The following is a 16,505-nucleotide window of genomic DNA, read 5'->3' as shown; positions in this document are numbered from 1 at the left end:
GGGTAGTGATTGCCACCCCTGCGTCGAGGTTCGGTTGCAGAGAGTGGCGGACTGTCGCTGTGATGAGCCGTAGCCGACACGGGGAGTGAGCATGGAGTCACAGCAGGGTGCCCGCCGCGACAGCGCCGACGTCGGCCGCAACCGCGAGCGGCGCCGTCAGCGGCGCCTGCTCCGCCTCGCCGTCGTCCTCGCGCCCGTGGCCGGCTACCTCTGGTACCGGCTGCTGACGGGCGACCCGGTCTCCTCGGCCGACCTCGCGCTGCCGGCGGTGGACCCGCTGTACCTCATGGTCGGCCTGTTCTTCCTGGTCATGATCGGGGTGCTGCTGGCGCAGGTGGTCGTCTCCGGCCGCTCGCCCCACCTCGTGTACCGCCCCGAGCAGATCGACGTCTCGATGGACGACGTCAAGGGCCTCGGCCCGGTCAAGGAGGAGGTGCAGCGCTCGCTGGACCTGTTCCTGGCCGGACGCACCTTCCGCCGCGAGATGGGCGGCACGCCGCGCCGCGGCCTCCTCTTCGAAGGCCCTCCCGGCACCGGCAAGACGCACATGGCCAAGGCCATGGCGCGCGAGGCGGGCGTCCCCTTCCTCTACGTGTCCGGCACCAGCTTCCAGTCGATGTACTACGGCGCGACGGCCCGCAAGATCCGCTCCTACTTCCGGGCGCTGCGCAAGGCCGCGCGCGCCGAGGGCGGGGCGATCGGCTTCATCGAGGAGATCGACGCCATCGCCACCGTCCGCCACGGCATGCCGATGGCGCCCGCCCCGTCGGCGAGCAGCCCCGCCAGCAGCGTCACCTGCTGCGGCGGGCTCGAGGGACTGCCGCTCCAGACGGCCCGGGTGGCGGCCGCCCACGACCACGGACGGGTGGTCTCCGCCATGAACGCCGAGGGCGTCGGCGGTGTGGTCAACGAGCTGCTCGTGCAGATGCAGTCCTTCGACGAGCCCACCGGCGCCCAGCAGATGCTCGGCCGCCTGGTCGACGCCGTGAACCTGCTGCTCCCGGCGCACCGCCAGCTGCCGCGCCCGAAGGTCGAGCCCGTCGACGTCCTGCTCATCGCCGCCACCAACCGCGCCGACTCCCTCGACCCCGCGCTCCTGCGCCCGGGCCGCTTCGACCGCCGCCTCACCTTCGACGCGCCCGACCAGCGGGGCCGCCGCGAGGTGCTCGACCACTTCCTGTCCCGCAAGGCCCACGAGGCCGAGCTCGACGACGACGAGCGCCGCGACGCCCTCGCCGGCATCACCGCCGGGTCCACCCCGGTGATGATCGAGAACCTCCTCGACGAGGCCCTGGTCAACGCCGTGCGCCGCGGGGCGTCCGCCATGAGCTGGAAGGACGTCGAGCACGCCCGCCTGGTGACCTCCGTGGGTCTGGGGTCCCCGGTGGGCTACACCGCCCGCGAGGCGCGGCTCATCGCCACCCACGAGGCCGGTCACGCCGTGGTCGCCCACCTCGTGGCGCCGCAGCGCCGGCTGGAGGTGCTCACCATCATCAAGCGCGCCGGCGCGCTGGGCCTGCTCGCCCACGGTGACGCCGAGGAGGTCTGGACCCGCTCGCGCAGCGAGCTCGTCGCGCTGGTGCAGATCGCCTTCGGCGGCCAGGTCGCCGAGGAGCTCGCCTTCGGCGACGTGTCCACCGGACCCAGCTCCGACCTCGCCTACGCCACCCGCATCGGCGCGCAGATGGTCGGCTCGGCCGGCATGGCCGGCTCGCTGGTGTCGTTCGCGGCCGCCGAGGCCTCGCCGGTGGGGGAGGGTCTCGTGGGCCGCGTGCTGGGCGACGCCAGCGCCCGCGGGCAGCTGGAGGAGCTGCTCGGCGCCCAGCGCGAGTCCGTCCGCGCCCTGCTCGGGGCCAACACCCACCTCGTGGCCGCCCTGCGCGACGCCCTGCTCGAGCGCCACGAGCTCATCGGCCACGAGATCACCGACGTGCTCGCCGCCGCCGGCCCGGCCGTGGTGGTGCCGGGGGTCAGCGCGCCGCCGCCGGTCACGGCAGCGGTGGTGCTGCCGGAGACCGCACCTGCCGCTCCTACCGTGGGCGCGTGAGCGAGGACCCCCACCAGCCTGACGGCCAGCCCGACGGCCAGCACGTCGACCCGGACGCCGCCGCGGCGGCGTTCGAGGGCTTCGCGGCCGGGGTCGCCGTCGCCAGCACCCGCTGGCGCGGCCTGGACCACGCCATCACCGTCACCTCGTGCACGTGGGTCAGCCGGGAGCCCCCGCTGCTGCTGGTGTGCGTGCACGAGGACGCGCGCTTCCTCGACGCCGTGGAGGGGGCCGGCACGTGGGGCCTGTCGCTGCTGCCCGCCGGTGCGCGCGCGACGGCCGGGTGGCTCGCGACGCCGGGGCGGCCCGCCGTCGGGCAGCTGGACCGGGTGCCGCACCGGCCCGGCCCCGTGACCGGCGCCCCGCTCCTGGAGGGCGCGCTGGAGGCGTTCGAGTGCCGCACCACGGCCGTGCACCCCGCCGGGGACCACGCCGTGGTGGTGGGCCTCGTGGTCGGCCTCGCCGCGCCGGCGGGCGGGGCGGCGGACGCGCCCCTGGTCAGGTTCCGGCGTTCCTACCACGGGCTGGCCTGAACGTCCTTAGCCTCGCTGGCGTGGGACGGGCTGGTGGGGCGGCGCAGCTGCTGGAGATGCTCGAGCGCGGGGCGACCGCGCCGCCCGGCACGGACGGCAGCGCCCGCGTGCCGGCCCAGCGCCGGCCGCAGCACCGCTCCGACGCGCTCGACGACGGCAGCGAGGGCAGCGACGCCGCCGCCGACGACGGCGACCCCCGCGCGGACGACGCCGGTCCGGCGCCAGCGGCGGGTGGCGCGACCAGCGGCGTCGTCGTCCTGCCCGAGACCGGTGCCGCCGCGGTGGCGGGACCCGCCCGGGCCACCGCGGTGCTCACCCGGCCCGGCGCCGGTGCGCCCGACGAGGCGTCGGTCAGCCGCAGCCAGCGCGTGCGCGTGCTGGCCCTCGTGTCGGCCGCGGGCCTGGTGGCCGCTGCCTGGTCCGGGGCGTCCTTCCGCCTGGCCGACCGGGTGCCCGAGGGCACCACCGTGGCCGGGGTCGCGATCGGCGGCCTCGACCGCGAGGCCGCCGTCCAGCTGCTCGCCCGCACGCTCGAGCCGCGCCTGGACTCGCCGCTGGCGGTGCGCCTGGACGCCCCCGGCCAGGACGGCCGCACCACGACGGTGGACCCGGGCGTCGCCCAGCTGCACCTGGACGCCCCCGCGACGGTGTCGCGGGCCATCGGGCCCGCCGGGCTGCCGACCACCCTGTGGCACCAGCTCCGCGGGCGCGGCGCGGTGGCCCCCGTGCTCGAGGGCACCGACGCGGACCTGGCCGCGGCCCTGGACCGGGCGGCGGTGGCGCTGGACGTGCCCGCCGTGGAGGGCTCGGTCAGCTTCACCTCCGGCCAGCCGGTGGCCGTGGCGCCGGTGCCCGGCACCGGGCTGGACCGCGACGCGGCGACGGCGCTGGTGCGCCGGGCCTGGCTCGCGGCGCCGGGGGAGCCCGGCGGCCAGCGGCCGCTGCCGCTCCCGGCGCACACCGTCCAGCCGAAGGCCACCGTCGACGCCGTCGACGCCGCCCTGCAGACGCAGGCGCGCCCCGCCGTCTCCGCCCCGCTCGCGGTCGAGGTCGCCGGCCGGACCGTGGTGCTGACCCCGGCGCAGGTGGTGCCCGCGCTGTCGGTGGTGCTGGACGGCCCGGCGCTGCGCCTGCACGTGGACGGTGCCGCCCTCGCCGACGCCGTGGCCACCGCCGACCCCGCCACCCGGACCGCGGCGCAGGACGCCCGGGTGGACACCAGCGGCGCTGCCCCCGTGGTGGTCCCCGCCGTCGCCGGCTCCGAGCCGGACCCGGCCTCGCTCGCGCACGCCGCCGCCGCCGCGCTCGTGGCCACGGGCGACGCCCGGACCGCCAGGGCCACCACCCGGTCCGTGGCGCCGGACCTGTCCACCGAGGCGGTCACCGCGATGGGCGTCACCGCGCTGCTGGGGCAGGTCGTCTCGCCGCTGACGGCCGACCCGGCCCGCACGCAGGACGTCACCGCGGCCGCTCGCGCCCTCGACGGAGCCCTGCTGGGCCCGGGGCAGTCGCTCGACGTGGGCGCCCGCACCGGCGCGCCCAGCGCGGAGGCCGGCTGGGTGCCGGCCACCGTGGTGGTCGACGGCCGCGCCACCTCCTCGCTGGCCGCGGGCACCACGCAGGTGGCCTCCGCGGTGCACGCCGCCGCCTACGCCGCGGGGCTCCAGGTGGACTCGCGCACGGCGCCGGTCTCGTGGAACCCCCGCGACCCCGCGGGCCTGGACGCGGTGGTGGGCGCCGGCACCCCGCTGGTGGTCTCCCAGCCCGCCGTGGACGGCGACCCGAAGGGCGCCCTGCTGCGCGCGGAGGTGGTCGACGGCGCGCTGCGGGTGCAGGTGTGGGGAGCACCCGACCGCCAGGTCTCCCTCAGCACGTCACCGGCCTCCGACGTGCGACCCGCGCCCCAGCTGTCCGACCCCTCCCCGCAGTGCGTGGGGCAGCCCGGGCAGGACGGCTTCACCACCACCGTCACGCGCACCACGGCGCCGCGGGCGGGCACCGGGCGCACCGGGGCCCCCGTCACCGACGAGGTGACCACCACCTACGCCCCGCGCGCCGCCGTCACCTGCACCGCGCCCGGTGGCGGGACCTCGACCGGGGTGCCGCTGGCGCTGGACTGACCCCGGTGCGACCTCCGCTCGTCGCGACGGGCGGGCGGGTGGAACACTGGTGGCGTGACCTACGTGATCGCGCAGCCCTGCGTCGACCTGAAGGACCGCGCCTGCGTGGAGGAGTGCCCGGTCGACTGCATCTACGAGGGCAGCCGGTCGCTGTACATCCACCCCGACGAGTGCGTCGACTGCGGCGCCTGCGAGCCGGTGTGCCCGGTCGAGGCGATCTACTACGAGGACGACGTCCCCGCGCAGTGGGCGGACTACACCACGGACAACGCGGCGTTCTTCGACGAGATCGGCTCCCCGGGCGGTGCCGCCAAGCTCGGCGCCATCGCCAAGGACGCGCCGCTCGTCAGGGCGCTGCCGCCGCAGGAGACCGGCCACTGAGCGGCTGGTCCGCGCGCGGCGGCGGGGCCTCCCGGACCGGCGCCCTGCCGGACTTCCCCTGGGACACCATCCGCGCCGCGGCCGACCGCGCCCGCAGCCACCCCGGCGGCATCGTCGACCTGTCGGTCGGCACCCCGGTCGACCCGACGCCCGAGGTGGTGCAGCGCGCCCTGCGGGACGCCGCGGACGCCCCCGGCTACCCGCTGACGGCGGGCACGCCCGCCCTGCGCGAGGCGACCGCCGCGTGGGCGGCCCGCACGCGCGGGGCCGTGGGGCTGGACCCGGCCGCGGTGCTGCCGACCGTGGGCTCCAAGGAGCTCGTGGCCTGGCTGCCCACGCAGCTGGGGCTCGGCCCGGGCGACGTCGTCGTCATCCCCGAGGTCGCCTACCCCACCTACGACGTGGGGGCCCGCCTGGCGGGGGCCCGCGCCGTCGCCGTCCCCCCGGGCGGCTGGCCCACCGAGGAGCAGCTCGCCGGTGACCGGGTGCGGCTGGTGTGGCTGAACAGCCCCTCCAACCCCACCGGCGCCGTGGCGGGCGTGGAGCAGCTGCGCGCCGCGGTGGACCGCGCCCGCGCCGAGGGCGCCGTGGTGGCCTCCGACGAGTGCTACGCCGAGCTGGCGTGGGACGTGCCCGAGGTGCCCAGCGTCCTGGACCCCCGCGTGTGCGGCACCGGCCCCGGCAGCCACGACGGGCTGCTGCTGGTCACCTCGCTGTCCAAGCGCTCCAACCTCGCCGGGTACCGCGGCGCCGTGGTGCTCGGCGACCGCGAGCTGGTGGCCCACCTGCTGGCCGTGCGCAAGCACGCCGGGATGATCGTGCCGGCCCCCGTCCAGGCCGCCGTCGCGGCGGCCTTCGCCGACGACGAGCACGTGGCCGTGCAGCGCGAGCGCTACCGCGAGCGCCGCCGGGTGCTGAGGACCGCGCTGGAGGGCGCCGGCCTGGTGGTGGAGCACTCCGAGGCGGGGCTGTACCTCTGGACCCGCTCCGCCGAGGGCGCCGGCGGGTCCGGTGGCCGTGACCTGCTGGACCGGCTGGCGGGGGTGGGGGTGCTCGTGGCCCCCGGCGACTTCTACGGACCGTCAGCGGGCGCGCACGTGAGGGTCGCGCTGACCGCCACCGACGAGCGGGTCCGGGCCGCCGCTGCACGGCTGGGCTCCCTGGCCGGGTAGCGTCCACCAGGCAACGACCTCGGGGTGACGCTCGTCGCCCCTGTCCGCTGTCCCAGCCCCGCACCACCCCGACGACGAGGAGCCGCGCCATGACCGACCCCGCGACCGGCCCGCTGACCGCCGTGCCCGCGGAATCGCCCGTGGCCCTGGTCCACCCCGGGGGCGTGCTGCCGCTGACCGTGGTGCCCGCGGTCGACGGCAACGACGGGCTGGACGTCTCCGGCCTGCTCAAGCGGACCGACTTCGTCACGCTCGACCCGGGCTTCGTGAACACGGCCTCGTGCCAGAGCGACATCACCTACATCGACGGTGACGCCGGCGTGCTGCGCTACCGCGGCTACCCGATCGAGCAGCTCGCCGAGCACTCCACCTTCGCCGAGGTGAGCTACCTGCTCATCAACGGCGAGCTGCCCACGGCGGACCAGCTGGCCGACTTCACGGCCAGGATCAACCGGCACACGATCCTCCACGAGGACCTCAAGCGGTTCTTCGACGGCTTCCCGCGCGACGCGCACCCGATGCCGGTGCTGAGCTCGGCGGTCTCGACGCTGTCGACCTTCTACCAGGACTCGCTGAACCCCAAGGACGCCGCGCAGGTCGACCTGTCGACGTTCCGGCTGCTGGCCAAGCTCCCGACCATCGCGGCGTACGCGTACTCCAAGTCGACCGGGCGCCCGATGCTCTACCCGGACAACTCCCGGGGCCTGGTGGAGAACTTCCTGCGGATGACGTTCGGCTGGCCCGCCGAGCCGTACGAGCCCGACCCGGAGATGGTCAAGGCGCTCGACCTGCTCTTCGTGCTCCACGCCGACCACGAGCAGAACTGCTCCACCTCCACCGTCCGCATGGTGGGCTCCTCCGGGGCCAACCTCTTCGCGTCCGTCTCGGCCGGCATCCACGCCCTGTCGGGTCCCGCGCACGGCGGCGCCAACTCGGCCGTGCTGGAGATGCTCGAGGCGATCCACCGCGGCGACGACGACGCCGACTCCTTCATGGCCAAGGTCAAGGACAAGCGCGACGGCGTGCGCCTCATGGGCTTCGGGCACCGCGTCTACAAGAACTACGACCCGCGGGCCGCCATCGTGAAGAAGACCGCCGACCAGGTGCTGGCACGGGCCGACAACCCGCTCCTGGACATCGCCAAGCGCCTGGAGGAGATCGCCCTCCAGGACGACTACTTCGTGGAGCGCAAGCTCTACCCCAACGTCGACTTCTACACCGGCCTGATCTACCAGGCGATGGGCTTCCCCACGCGGATGTTCACGGTGCTCTTCGCGCTGGGTCGCCTGCCGGGGTGGATCGCGCAGTGGCGCGAGGGCGTCACGGACCCCGCCATGAAGATCAACCGCCCGCGCCAGGTCTACACCGGTGCCGGCGAGCGCGACTACGTGCCCGTGACGGAGCGCTGACCCGCGGCAGCTGCCGCGCTGACGCCGAGGAGGGCCGCACCCGACACCCGGGGGCGGCCCTCCTGCGCGCCCGGCGTCGTCGTCCTCCCGACCCGCAGCCGAGCGCCTGGTCGCGGGCGCGAGCTCGAGGGCTACTCGGCGCGGCCGCCGGCGACGAGGACGACGGCGGCGCCGGCCGGCGCCAGGCGCGCGCGGTCGGCCTGCGGCACGTCCACCCAGCCGTCGTCCGGGCGGTCCCGGCGCCACTGCCTGCCGTCGGTGCCGACGGCCACCACCTGGGCGTCGGCGGCGTGCGCCACGGCCCACTGCGCCGCCGACCAGCCGGCGCGCCGCTGCGCGTCGTCCGGGGTGGCGCCGGCGGCCACCGGGGTGCCGATCACCGCGCCGGCTCCCTCGTCGGTGGGGGCGACGGGCACGCCCGTGCCGCGCTCGCGCGCGAGGGCGTCGACCAGGGGCTGCGTGCGCGGCCAGTACCCGTTCGCCGCCGCGGTCTCGGCCGAGGAGTCGGTGGCCGGGCGGAGCCGGCAGGTGAGCGCGGCGGGGGAGTACCCGGTGAGCGCGGAGGCGTAGGCCCGGCCCTCCGGCTCGTGGTCGGCGTAGGCGTCGGGGAAGGCCGACCGCTGCACCCGCTGGGCCACCTCGGTGATGGGGGCGTCCGCGTACCCGTCCACCTTCTGCAGCACGTCGAGGAAGGCGTTGGTGGCGTAGACCGGGTCCTGGATCTGCGCCGCGGTGCCCCACCCCTGCGAGGGCCGCTGCTGGAACAGGCCGAGGGAGTCGCGGTCCCCGTAGGTGATGTTGCGCAGCTTGCTCTCCTGCACCGCCGTGGCCAGGGCGATGGTGGCCGCGCGCGGCGGCATGCCCCGCTGCTGCACCACGGCGGTGATGAGCGCGGCGTTGGCGGCCTGGTCGGGGGCGAGGTCGTACGGGGTGGCCGCGTCACCGCTGACCGCCGTGCACCGCTCCACCACCACCGTGCTCGACGGCGCGACCTGCTGCACCGCCACCCAGGCGCCGCCGGCGAGCACCGCGAGCACCGCAGCGGTCCCCACGAGGCGCCCGAGCACGCGGTGGCCGCCACCCGCGCGCCGGCGCGGCGGCGGGGGCGGCGGGCGGCGGCGTCGCTGCTGCACGGTGGCCATGGGGGTGCGGGTGCTCCGGGAGGTGCGGGGAGGGCTGGCCTCAGTTGGCGTGCAGGGCGTCGTTGAGGACGACGGCGGCCTTGGTCAGCGCGACCGCCTCGACGGCGCCGGAGGTGGAGTTGCGGCGGAAGAGCAGCCCGTCCAGGCCCGACAGCTCGCGCGCCTTGACCACGACGGCGTCGTCGCCCGGCTGCCAGCCCTGCGGGGCGTGCGCCCGCGCCAGGTCGCCGGTGAGCACGACCTTGGTGCCCGCGGTGACGTACAGGCCGGCCTCGACCACGCAGTCGTCCCCGAGGGAGATCCCGATGCCGGCGTTGGCGCCCAGCAGGGAGCGCTTCCCGACGGAGACCACCTGCGTGCCACCACCGGACAGCGTCCCCATGATCGAGGCGCCGCCGCCGACGTCGCTGCCGTCCCCGACGACGACGCCCGCGGAGATGCGCCCCTCCACCATCGAGGCGCCGAGCGTGCCGGCGTTGAAGTTCACGAAGCCCTCGTGCATGACCGTGGTGCCCTCGGCCAGGTGCGCGCCCAGGCGCACGCGGTCGGCGTCGGCGATGCGCACGCCCGTGGGGAGCACGTAGTCGACCATGCGCGGGAACTTGTCGACGCCGAAGACCTGCACCGGCCCGTGGGCGCGCAGGCGCAGCCGCGCCTGCTCGAACCCGGCCACCGGGCACGGGCCGCGGTCGGTCCAGACGACGTTGGCGAGCGTGCCGAAGAGCCCGTCGAGGTTGATGGTCCGCGGCGCGGCCAGCCGCGCGGAGAGCAGGTGCAGGCGCAGGTAGGCGTCGGGCGCGTCGGCGGGCGGGGCGTCGAGGTCCACCTCGGTGCGCACCACGTGCGTGCGCACGCCGCGCGCGGGGTCCTCGCCCTCCAGGGCGGCCAGGGCGGCGGGCACGGCGTAGGGGCTGTCGTCCTCGGGTGCCGGTCCGAGCGCCGGGGAGGGGTACCAGGTGTCGAGCACCTGGCCGGCCGCGCCGTCCACGACGGCCGTGGTGGCCAGGCCGTAGCCCCAGGCCCTGCGGGGGCTGGGGGTGCTGGTCGCGTCCGTGCCGGCTCCGGGGCTGACTTCCGTGCTCATGACCCACAGGGTAGGTGCGCCTGGGACGCGTGTGGCGGGGTTGCGCACCCCGGTCCGGCCCGACCGGGGCGACCGGGTGGCCCACCGGCCGCGATCACCGACGAGCGGCCCGGACCGCCGTAGGGTCGTCGCCGTGAGCAGCACCACCGGGAGGAACCCCCAGCCAGCGCCCGAGCGGTCGCTCGACCTCGCCGGGGACGTGGTCGACCTGGCGGCCGCGGTCTGCGACGTCGAGTCGGTGAGCGGGCGGGAGGGGCCCCTGGCCGACCTCGTGGAGGACGCGCTGCGCCGCCTCGGCGCCCGCGAGGGCGGCGCCGCCCACTACGAGGTCCTGCGCGACGGGGACGCCGTGGTGGCCCGCACCCGCCTCGGCCGGGCCGAGCGCGTCGTCGTCGCCGGGCACCTCGACACGGTGCCGCTGGCCGGCGACGACGTGCCCTCGCGCCGCGAGGTGGTGGACGGCGTGGACCGGCTGGTGGCCCGCGGCTCCACGGACATGAAGGGCGGTGTGGCGATGGCGCTGTCGGCGGCCGCGGCCGTGGCGGACGCCCTCGCCACCGAGCCGCGCCGCGTCCCCCGCGACGTCACGTGGGTCTTCTACGACCACGAGGAGGTCGACTCGGCCCTCAACGGCCTGGGCCGCCTCGCGCGCCGCCGCCCGGACTGGCTCGCGGGCGACGTCGCCGTCCTCGGCGAGCCGACGAACGCCAGCATCGAGGGCGGCTGCAACGGCACGCTGCGCGCCGAGGTGCGCCTCACGGGCCGCGCCGCGCACTCGGCGCGCTCGTGGGTGGGCCTCAACGCCGTCCACCTCGCGGCGCCCGTGCTCGCCCGCTTGGCCGCCTACGAGGCGCGCAGCGTCGAGGTGGACGGCCTCGTCTACCGCGAGGGCCTCAACGCGGTCGGCATCAGCGGTGGGGTGGCCGGCAACGTCATCCCCGACGCCTGCACCGTCACCGTGAACCACCGCTTCGCCCCGTGCTTCACCCCGGCGCAGGCCGAGGAGCACGTGCGCGGGGTCTTCGCCGGGCTGGAGGAGGAGGTCGGCGCCGAGGTGGTGGTCGTCGACGCCGCTCCGGGCGCGCGGCCCGGCCTGGACCACCCCGCCGCCCGCGACTTCGTGCGGCAGGTGCTCGCGCGCAGCGGCCGCCAGCCCGTGGCCAAGCTCGGCTGGACCGACGTCGCCCGCTTCTCCGAGCTGGGCGTCCCCGCGGTGAACTTCGGCCCCGGTGACCCGCTGCTCGCGCACACCGCGGGCGAGTGGTGCCCGGTGGAGGAGGTCCGCGAGTGCCGCGAGGCGCTCCTGGCCTGGCTCCTGCCGACGACGACGTCCGCCGCGGCCGGTCGGTAGCCGGGGTCGTGCCCCCGACGCGGCTCGTCGTCAGGCTCCAGGCGCCCGCCCAGCGGACGCCGTGGAGGCTGCGCGGCCGCAACCCCGTGGCGGTGGCCGCGCGGGTGGCCCTGCGGGCCTCCGGGCTGCGCCTGGGCGGGCGCGCCGCGGAGATGTGCTTCTACCTGCTGCTGTCCGCCGTCCCGCTGCTGACCGCGCTGGGCACGGGCCTGGGGCTGCTGGGCCGCTGGCTGGACCCCGAGGCGGTGGGGGACGCCCAGGCCTTCCTCGTGCAGCTCCTGGAGGCCGCGCTCAGCCCGGCGCTGGCGGCCAGCCTCGGGGCGCCGCTGGTGCGCGAGCTGCTCGCGCAGGACTCCAGCGGGTTCACCGCCGGGTCGGCGCTGGTGGCGCTGGTGGTGGCCAGCCGCGTGGTCCGCTCGGCGCTGCGGGTGCTGCGCGAGGGCGAGACGCCCGTGGAGGAGCGCCGCCCCGTGCTGCTGTTCCTGCTGTCGTTCGCGCTGACCTTCGTGGGGGTGGTGGCGGGCTCGCTCATGCTCCTCGTGCTGGTGGTGGGCCCGCTGCTGGGCGGCGGCGAGCGGCTGGCGGCAGCGGTCGGCGGCGGGGAGGTCTTCGCCACGGTGTGGGCGGTGGGCCGGTGGCCCGTGCTGCTGGTGGTGGTGGCCGCCGGGCTCGCCCTGCTCTACCGCGTGGGCGCACCGGTGCGGGTGGCGTGGCGCTCGGTGGTGCCGGGGGCGGTGCTGGCCACGGCGGCGCTCGTGGGCCTGGTGGTGGCCTTCCGGGCCTCGCTGGCGGTGCTGGGCACCCCCGGGCCCGTCACGACCTCCGGGGACGAGGCGGTGCAGGCCGCCGCCACCGTGGTGGGCGCGCTGGTGGCGGTGATGCTGCTGGGCTGGTTCGGCAGCGGCGTGGTGCTGCTGGGCGGCCTCGTCAACGAGGAGTGGGCCGCCGCCTCAGGCGGAGACGCCGGAGGGGCCGCTGGCGAGCACGGCGGCCACCAGCGCCCGGGAGGCCGGGCGGTCGGCGGTGCGCGGGTTGGTGAGGAGCACCAGGTCGATGGTGCCGAGCTCGGGCAGGCGGACCGCGGGGACGTCGCCGCGCCCGTCTGGCCGCCTGTCCGCTCGTCGCTCCGTGCGCAGCGCTGACAGCTGCAGCGGCACCAGGCTGCGCGGGACCGCCGAGACGCCGATGCCCGCGGCGACGGCCGCGATGAGGCCGTTGGTGCCGCGGCACAGCGCCGCCGTGCGGTAGGCGGTGCCGGAGCGCTGCAGCGCCTCCTCCATCGCCGTCCTCGCCAGCGACGGCGGCGGGTAGAGCACCAGTGGCACGGGGGCCGACGGGTCGATGTGCGTGGTCGGTGTGCCGACCCACACCATGCGCTCGCGGCTGACCAGCTGCTCGGGGATCTCGGCGCCGGTGGCGTGGCGGTTGCCGTCGCCCGCGGCCGGGCGGCGCCCCACGTAGACGTCGAGCCGGTCGGCGGCCAGGCGGCGGTGCAGCGTGCCGGACTGGTCCACCGTGAGGTCGAGGTCCACGAGGGGGTTCTCCCGGCGGAACTCGCGCAGGATGGCGGGCAGCCTGGTCAGCGCCAGGTCGTCGGACATGCCCATCCGCAGTCGGCCGTGCGGGCGGTGCCCGCGGAAGTAGGCGGTGGCGCGCTCGTGGGCCGCCACGATCTCCTGAGCCAGGCCGATCATCGCCTCGCCGTCGGGCGTGAGCGAGACCGTGCGGGTGTCCCGCAGCACCAGCACCCGGCCCGTGGCCGCCTCGAGCTTGCGCACGTGCTGGCTCACCGTGGGTTGCCCCACCCCGAGGCGCGCGGCCGCGCGCGTGAAGCTGCGGGCCTGCGCCACGGCGAGGAAGGAGCGCAGCTGCGCCACGTCGTACCCGGCCTGGCCAGCCGCTGCCCGCTCGCTCATCACGGACCATGATGGCAGTCAGAGCACCGATCGGGTCCGATGATGCTGCGTAGCGACCCGTCCGCGCGAGAGGGTGGTTCCCAGCGGCAACAGTGCGTGACGGTCGGTCCGACGCACCGCCGCCGCTGCACCACCCGCCCCCGCCGGAAGAGACCCCGTGGCCCCCCGCGCCCTCGCGCCGCTGTCCAACCGCCCGTACCGCACCTACCTCGCAGGCCACGCCGTCGCCAGCACCGGCGTCTGGATGCAGAACATCGCCACCGACTGGCTCGTGCTCGAGCTCACCGGCAGCCCCGCCGCCGTCGGCGTGACCATGGCGTGCCAGTTCGCCCCCGTGCTCCTGCTCGGCCTCAAGGCCGGGCAGCTGGCCGACAGGTTCCCCAAGCGGACCCTGCTCATGCTCACCCAGGCGGCCTTCCTCACCCTCACCGCCACCCTCGCGGCCATCACCCTCACCGGCGTCGCCACCGCGCCGCTCGTGTGGGTGCTCGCGCTCCTGGCCGGGTGCGTCACCGCCGTCGACGGCCCCGCCCGCCAGGCCTTCGCCGGCGAGCTCGTCCCCGCCGACCACCTGCGCGGCGCCGTCTCCCTGAACTCCGCCGTCTTCCAGACCTCGCGCCTCCTCGGCCCGGCCGTGGCCGCCACGCTCATCAGCACCGCCGGCACCGGGTGGGCCTTCGCCGCCACCGCCGTCTGCTTCACCGCGCCGCTGGTGGCGCTGGCGCTGCTGCGCCCCGCCGACCTGCTCACCCGGCCGGCTGCCGGTGGCCCGCGCGCGCCGGGGGCGCCCCGCGACCGGGGGAGCGTCCGCGACGCGCTGGCCCACGTGCGCCAGCGCCCCCACGTGCTGGTGACGATCGTGCTGGTGGGGGTGGTCGGGACCTTCGGGCTGAACTTCCCGGTGGTGCTCACGGCCATGGCCACGGACGTGCTCCACTCCTCGATGTCTGGGCCGGCGCTCTACGGCGCCTTCAACACCGCCCTCGCCCTGGGCTCCACCGCCGGGGCGCTCGTGGCCGGTACGCGCGCCACCACCCGGCTGCGCCTCATCGTGGCCGCCTGCCTGGGCTTCGGGGCGCTGCAGGCCGGCGCCTCGCTCGCGCCGAACGCCGCGGTCCTGCTGGTGGTGCTCGTGGCCGTGGGACTGGTCAACCTGGCCTTCCAGGCGATGGCCAACTCCTCGGTGCAGCTCTGGGTGGACCCGGACGTCCGCGGCCGCGTCATGGGCCTGTACCTGCTGGCCTTCGTCGGCGGCACGCCCGTCGGCGCGCCCCTGGTCGGCTGGATCACGCAGACCTGGGGCGCCCGGGTGGGGCTCGCGTTCTGCGGGCTCGTGCCGGCCGCGGCGGCCCTCGTGGTGGCCGTCCTGCTCGCCCGGCGGGTGGGCGTCCACCCCGCTCAGAGCGTCGGGAGGGCCGTCGCCGCGCGCGCCGGCGATCTCCGGCTAGCGTCGAGCACATGGCTCCCGGCCGCTCGCGCGTCGTCGTCGTCGGAGGTGACGCAGCCGGCATGGCGGCGGCCTCGCAGGCTCTCCAGCAGGCCGGTCGCCAGCGGCCCCGCGGCCGCGACCTGGAGGTCGTCGCGTTCGAGCGCGGCAGCGCCACGTCGTACTCGGCGTGCGGCATCCCGTACTGGGTGAGCGGGGTGGTCGAGGGCCGTGACGCCCTCGTGGCGCGCACGCCCGAGGAGCACCGCCGTCGCGGGGTCGACCTGCGGATGGGCACCGAGGTGGTGGGCGTCGACCTGGCCGCCCGCACCGTCGCCTGGCGCAGCGCCGACGGCGAGGGCACCGACGGCTTCGACCAGCTGGTCCTCGCCACCGGTGCCGTGCCGCGCCGCCCCGACGCCCCCGGCTTCGACGCCGGGCCGGAGGCCGGCGTGCACGGGGTGCAGACCCTCGACGACGGCTCGGCGCTCATCGCGGACCTGGACGGCGGGGACGTGCGGCGCGTGGTGGTGGTCGGCGGCGGCTACATCGGCCTGGAGGTCGCCGAGGCGTGCGCGGTCCGCGGCCTGCACGTCACGGTGGTGCAGCGCGGCGAGACCCCGCTGGGCACGGTGGACGACGACACGGGCGCCTTCATCGCCGACGCCGTCCGCGGCGAGGGCGTGCACCTGCTCACCGGCGAGGAGGTGTGCGGCCTGGAGCTGGCCCCGGCGGCCGAGGGCGGGCGGGTGCGCGCCGTGCACACCGCCAGCGGCCTCGAGCTCCCGTGCGACCTCGTCGTGCTGGGGCTGGGCGTGGAGCCCTCGGTGGCGCTCGCCCGCCAGGCCGGCGTGCCGCTGGGGGAGTCCGGAGCCATCGCCGTCGACGTCTCCCAGCGCACCCGGGCCGAGGGGGTGTGGGCCGCGGGCGACTGCACCGAGGTGCGCCACCGCGTCTCCGGCCGCGGGGTGCACGTGCCGCTCGGCACGCACGCCAACAAGCAGGGCAGGGTGGCGGGCATCAACCTCGGCGGCGGGTACGCCACCTTCCCGGGCGTGGTCGGCACGGCCATCACCAAGGTCTGCCGCGTCGAGATCGGGCGCACGGGCCTGTCCAGCGACGAGGCCGCCGCGGCCGGGTTCCGCGTGGTGACCGCCGCCGTCGACTCCACCACCACCGCCGGGTACATGCCGGGGTCGGAGCCGGTGCGGGTCAAGCTCATCGCCGACGAGCGCAGCGGGCGCCTGCTCGGCGGCCAGGTGGTGGGGCGGGCGGGAGCCGGCAAGCGCGTGGACGCCCTGGCCATCTGCGTCTGGAACGAGATGACCGTGGAGGAGGTCCTGTCCCTCGACCTCGCCTACGCCCCGCCGTTCGCGCCCGTGTGGGACCCGGTGCTCATCGCCGCGCGCAAGGCCGCGCAGGCCGTGGAGGCGGCCTGCCAGCGCGGCTGACGGCGACACACCGGCGCCACGCGGTGACCGTCCGAGGTGGGGCCGTCCGGGGACTGGCGCGGCGCTGTGAGCAGGGCTGATGATCGGCCATGCGCGTCGTCCCGGCTCCCGCCCGCAGCGCGGTCGTGCGCGACCGCGACCGCTCCTCCCGCGCCCTGCGGGTGACCACCCACCCGGACGCCCCCGGCGGCGGGCTCGTGGTGCTCTCGCTGTGGGACGGCGACGTCTGCGCCACCACGCTGCGGCTCGACCCGGAGGACGCCGCGGACCTGGTGCGCGCCCTCACCGACGCCGCCGTGGCCGCCGCGCCGCGCCGGCCGCGGTCCCCGCACGGTCCGAGCACGGGTGAGGTGGCCGTCGCCGGCTGAGGCCGGTGTGCACGTCCCACACCGGCGGCCCGCCCGCTGTGCAGACCGCCCGGTGACCGCGCCGCCGTCGTCGTCCTAGCCTCGCTGTTCCGCGCAGGACGAGGG

General features: G+C 76.8%; 12 protein-coding genes and 2 pseudogenes. 11 read left to right on the top strand and 3 right to left on the bottom strand.

Features of this window, described 5'->3' with window-relative positions; all coding sequences use genetic code 11:
* Positions 1-91: 91 nt before the first annotated feature.
* From H7K62_RS07345 to H7K62_RS07320, 6 genes are all read left to right on the top strand, one after another.
* Positions 92-2,047: an AAA family ATPase gene (locus H7K62_RS07345; protein WP_186717285.1), complete on the top strand. Its 1,956-nt coding sequence runs from the start codon at positions 92-94 to the stop codon at positions 2,045-2,047.
* Complete coding sequence (locus H7K62_RS07340; RefSeq protein WP_186717284.1) at positions 2,044-2,580, top strand: flavin reductase family protein; 537 nt, start codon at positions 2,044-2,046, stop codon at positions 2,578-2,580. Before H7K62_RS07345 ends, H7K62_RS07340 begins: the two co-directional genes overlap by 4 nt.
* A gap of 20 nt (positions 2,581-2,600) precedes the next feature.
* Positions 2,601-4,700 carry a VanW family protein gene (locus tag H7K62_RS23625; RefSeq protein WP_186717283.1) on the top strand — a complete coding sequence of 700 codons (2,100 nt, stop codon included), beginning with the start codon at positions 2,601-2,603 and terminating at the stop codon, positions 4,698-4,700.
* A gap of 54 nt (positions 4,701-4,754) precedes the next feature.
* Entirely contained in the window at positions 4,755-5,081 is a 327-nt protein-coding gene (fdxA, locus tag H7K62_RS07330) for a ferredoxin (RefSeq protein ID WP_186717282.1), read from the top strand.
* Positions 5,078-6,253, top strand: a complete 1,176-nt coding sequence (gene dapC, locus H7K62_RS07325; protein ID WP_222437275.1) for a succinyldiaminopimelate transaminase — start codon at positions 5,078-5,080, stop codon at positions 6,251-6,253. Before fdxA ends, dapC begins: the two co-directional genes overlap by 4 nt.
* A gap of 89 nt (positions 6,254-6,342) precedes the next feature.
* Positions 6,343-7,662, top strand: coding sequence for a citrate synthase (locus tag H7K62_RS07320; RefSeq protein WP_186717281.1), 1,320 nt, complete (start codon positions 6,343-6,345; stop codon positions 7,660-7,662).
* 131 nt (positions 7,663-7,793) lie between these two features.
* On the opposite strand, the gene H7K62_RS07315 is transcribed toward H7K62_RS07320, so the two are convergent.
* Positions 7,794-8,804: a hypothetical protein gene (locus H7K62_RS07315; RefSeq protein WP_186717280.1), complete on the bottom strand. Its 1,011-nt coding sequence runs from the start codon at positions 8,802-8,804 to the stop codon at positions 7,794-7,796.
* Between the two features lie 40 nt (positions 8,805-8,844).
* Positions 8,845-9,888: a 2,3,4,5-tetrahydropyridine-2,6-dicarboxylate N-succinyltransferase gene (gene dapD / locus H7K62_RS07310; protein WP_186717279.1), complete on the bottom strand. Its 1,044-nt coding sequence runs from the start codon at positions 9,886-9,888 to the stop codon at positions 8,845-8,847.
* A 133-nt stretch (positions 9,889-10,021) separates the two neighbouring features.
* On the opposite strand from dapD, the gene dapE reads away from it, so the two are divergent.
* Positions 10,022-11,239: a succinyl-diaminopimelate desuccinylase gene (gene dapE / locus H7K62_RS07305; protein WP_370591657.1), complete on the top strand. Its 1,218-nt coding sequence runs from the start codon at positions 10,022-10,024 to the stop codon at positions 11,237-11,239.
* Positions 11,149-12,168 (top strand): annotated as a pseudogene (locus H7K62_RS22145) (YihY/virulence factor BrkB family protein); the annotation flags it as partial. The gene dapE and the pseudogene H7K62_RS22145, both read left to right, overlap by 91 nt.
* 21 nt (positions 12,169-12,189) lie before the next feature.
* On the opposite strand, the gene H7K62_RS07300 reads toward H7K62_RS22145, so the two are convergent.
* Complete coding sequence (locus H7K62_RS07300; protein WP_186717277.1) at positions 12,190-13,155, bottom strand: LysR family transcriptional regulator; 966 nt, start codon at positions 13,153-13,155, stop codon at positions 12,190-12,192.
* Positions 13,156-13,312: 157 nt separating this feature from the next.
* Here H7K62_RS07300 and H7K62_RS22140 point away from each other — a divergent pair.
* The 3 genes and pseudogenes from H7K62_RS22140 to H7K62_RS07290 all read left to right on the top strand — a co-directional run.
* A pseudogene (locus tag H7K62_RS22140) lies at positions 13,313-14,593 on the top strand (MFS transporter); the annotation flags it as partial.
* A 20-nt stretch (positions 14,594-14,613) separates the two neighbouring features.
* Positions 14,614-16,032, top strand: a complete 1,419-nt coding sequence (locus H7K62_RS07295; protein ID WP_186717276.1) for an FAD-dependent oxidoreductase — start codon at positions 14,614-14,616, stop codon at positions 16,030-16,032.
* Between the two features lie 89 nt (positions 16,033-16,121).
* Positions 16,122-16,400, top strand: a complete 279-nt coding sequence (locus tag H7K62_RS07290; protein WP_186717275.1) for a hypothetical protein — start codon at positions 16,122-16,124, stop codon at positions 16,398-16,400.
* Positions 16,401-16,505 lie beyond the last annotated feature (105 nt).

Origin of the sequence: Quadrisphaera sp. RL12-1S (assembly GCF_014270065.1) — a bacterium.
In the GTDB taxonomy this organism is placed as follows: Bacteria; Actinomycetota; Actinomycetes; order Actinomycetales; family Quadrisphaeraceae; genus Quadrisphaera.
The sequence above is the reverse complement of the archived record's forward strand: the minus strand, read 5'-3'. Positions and strand labels throughout refer to the sequence as shown.

What these genes read in the sequence shown, in the direction of transcription:
- H7K62_RS07290 (WP_186717275.1), top strand. Translation starts at nt 16,122, where the DNA reads ATGCGCGTCGTCCCGGCTCCCGCCCGCAGCGCGGTCGTGCGCGACCGC.
- dapD (WP_186717279.1), bottom strand. Translation starts at nt 9,888, where the DNA reads ATGAGCACGGAAGTCAGCCCCGGAGCCGGCACGGACGCGACCAGCACC.
- H7K62_RS07315 (WP_186717280.1), bottom strand. Translation starts at nt 8,804, where the DNA reads ATGGCCACCGTGCAGCAGCGACGCCGCCGCCCGCCGCCCCCGCCGCCG.
- H7K62_RS07345 (WP_186717285.1), top strand. Translation starts at nt 92, where the DNA reads ATGGAGTCACAGCAGGGTGCCCGCCGCGACAGCGCCGACGTCGGCCGC.
- H7K62_RS07300 (WP_186717277.1), bottom strand. Translation starts at nt 13,155, where the DNA reads ATGAGCGAGCGGGCAGCGGCTGGCCAGGCCGGGTACGACGTGGCGCAG.
- H7K62_RS07320 (WP_186717281.1), top strand. Translation starts at nt 6,343, where the DNA reads ATGACCGACCCCGCGACCGGCCCGCTGACCGCCGTGCCCGCGGAATCG.
- H7K62_RS07295 (WP_186717276.1), top strand. Translation starts at nt 14,614, where the DNA reads ATGGCTCCCGGCCGCTCGCGCGTCGTCGTCGTCGGAGGTGACGCAGCC.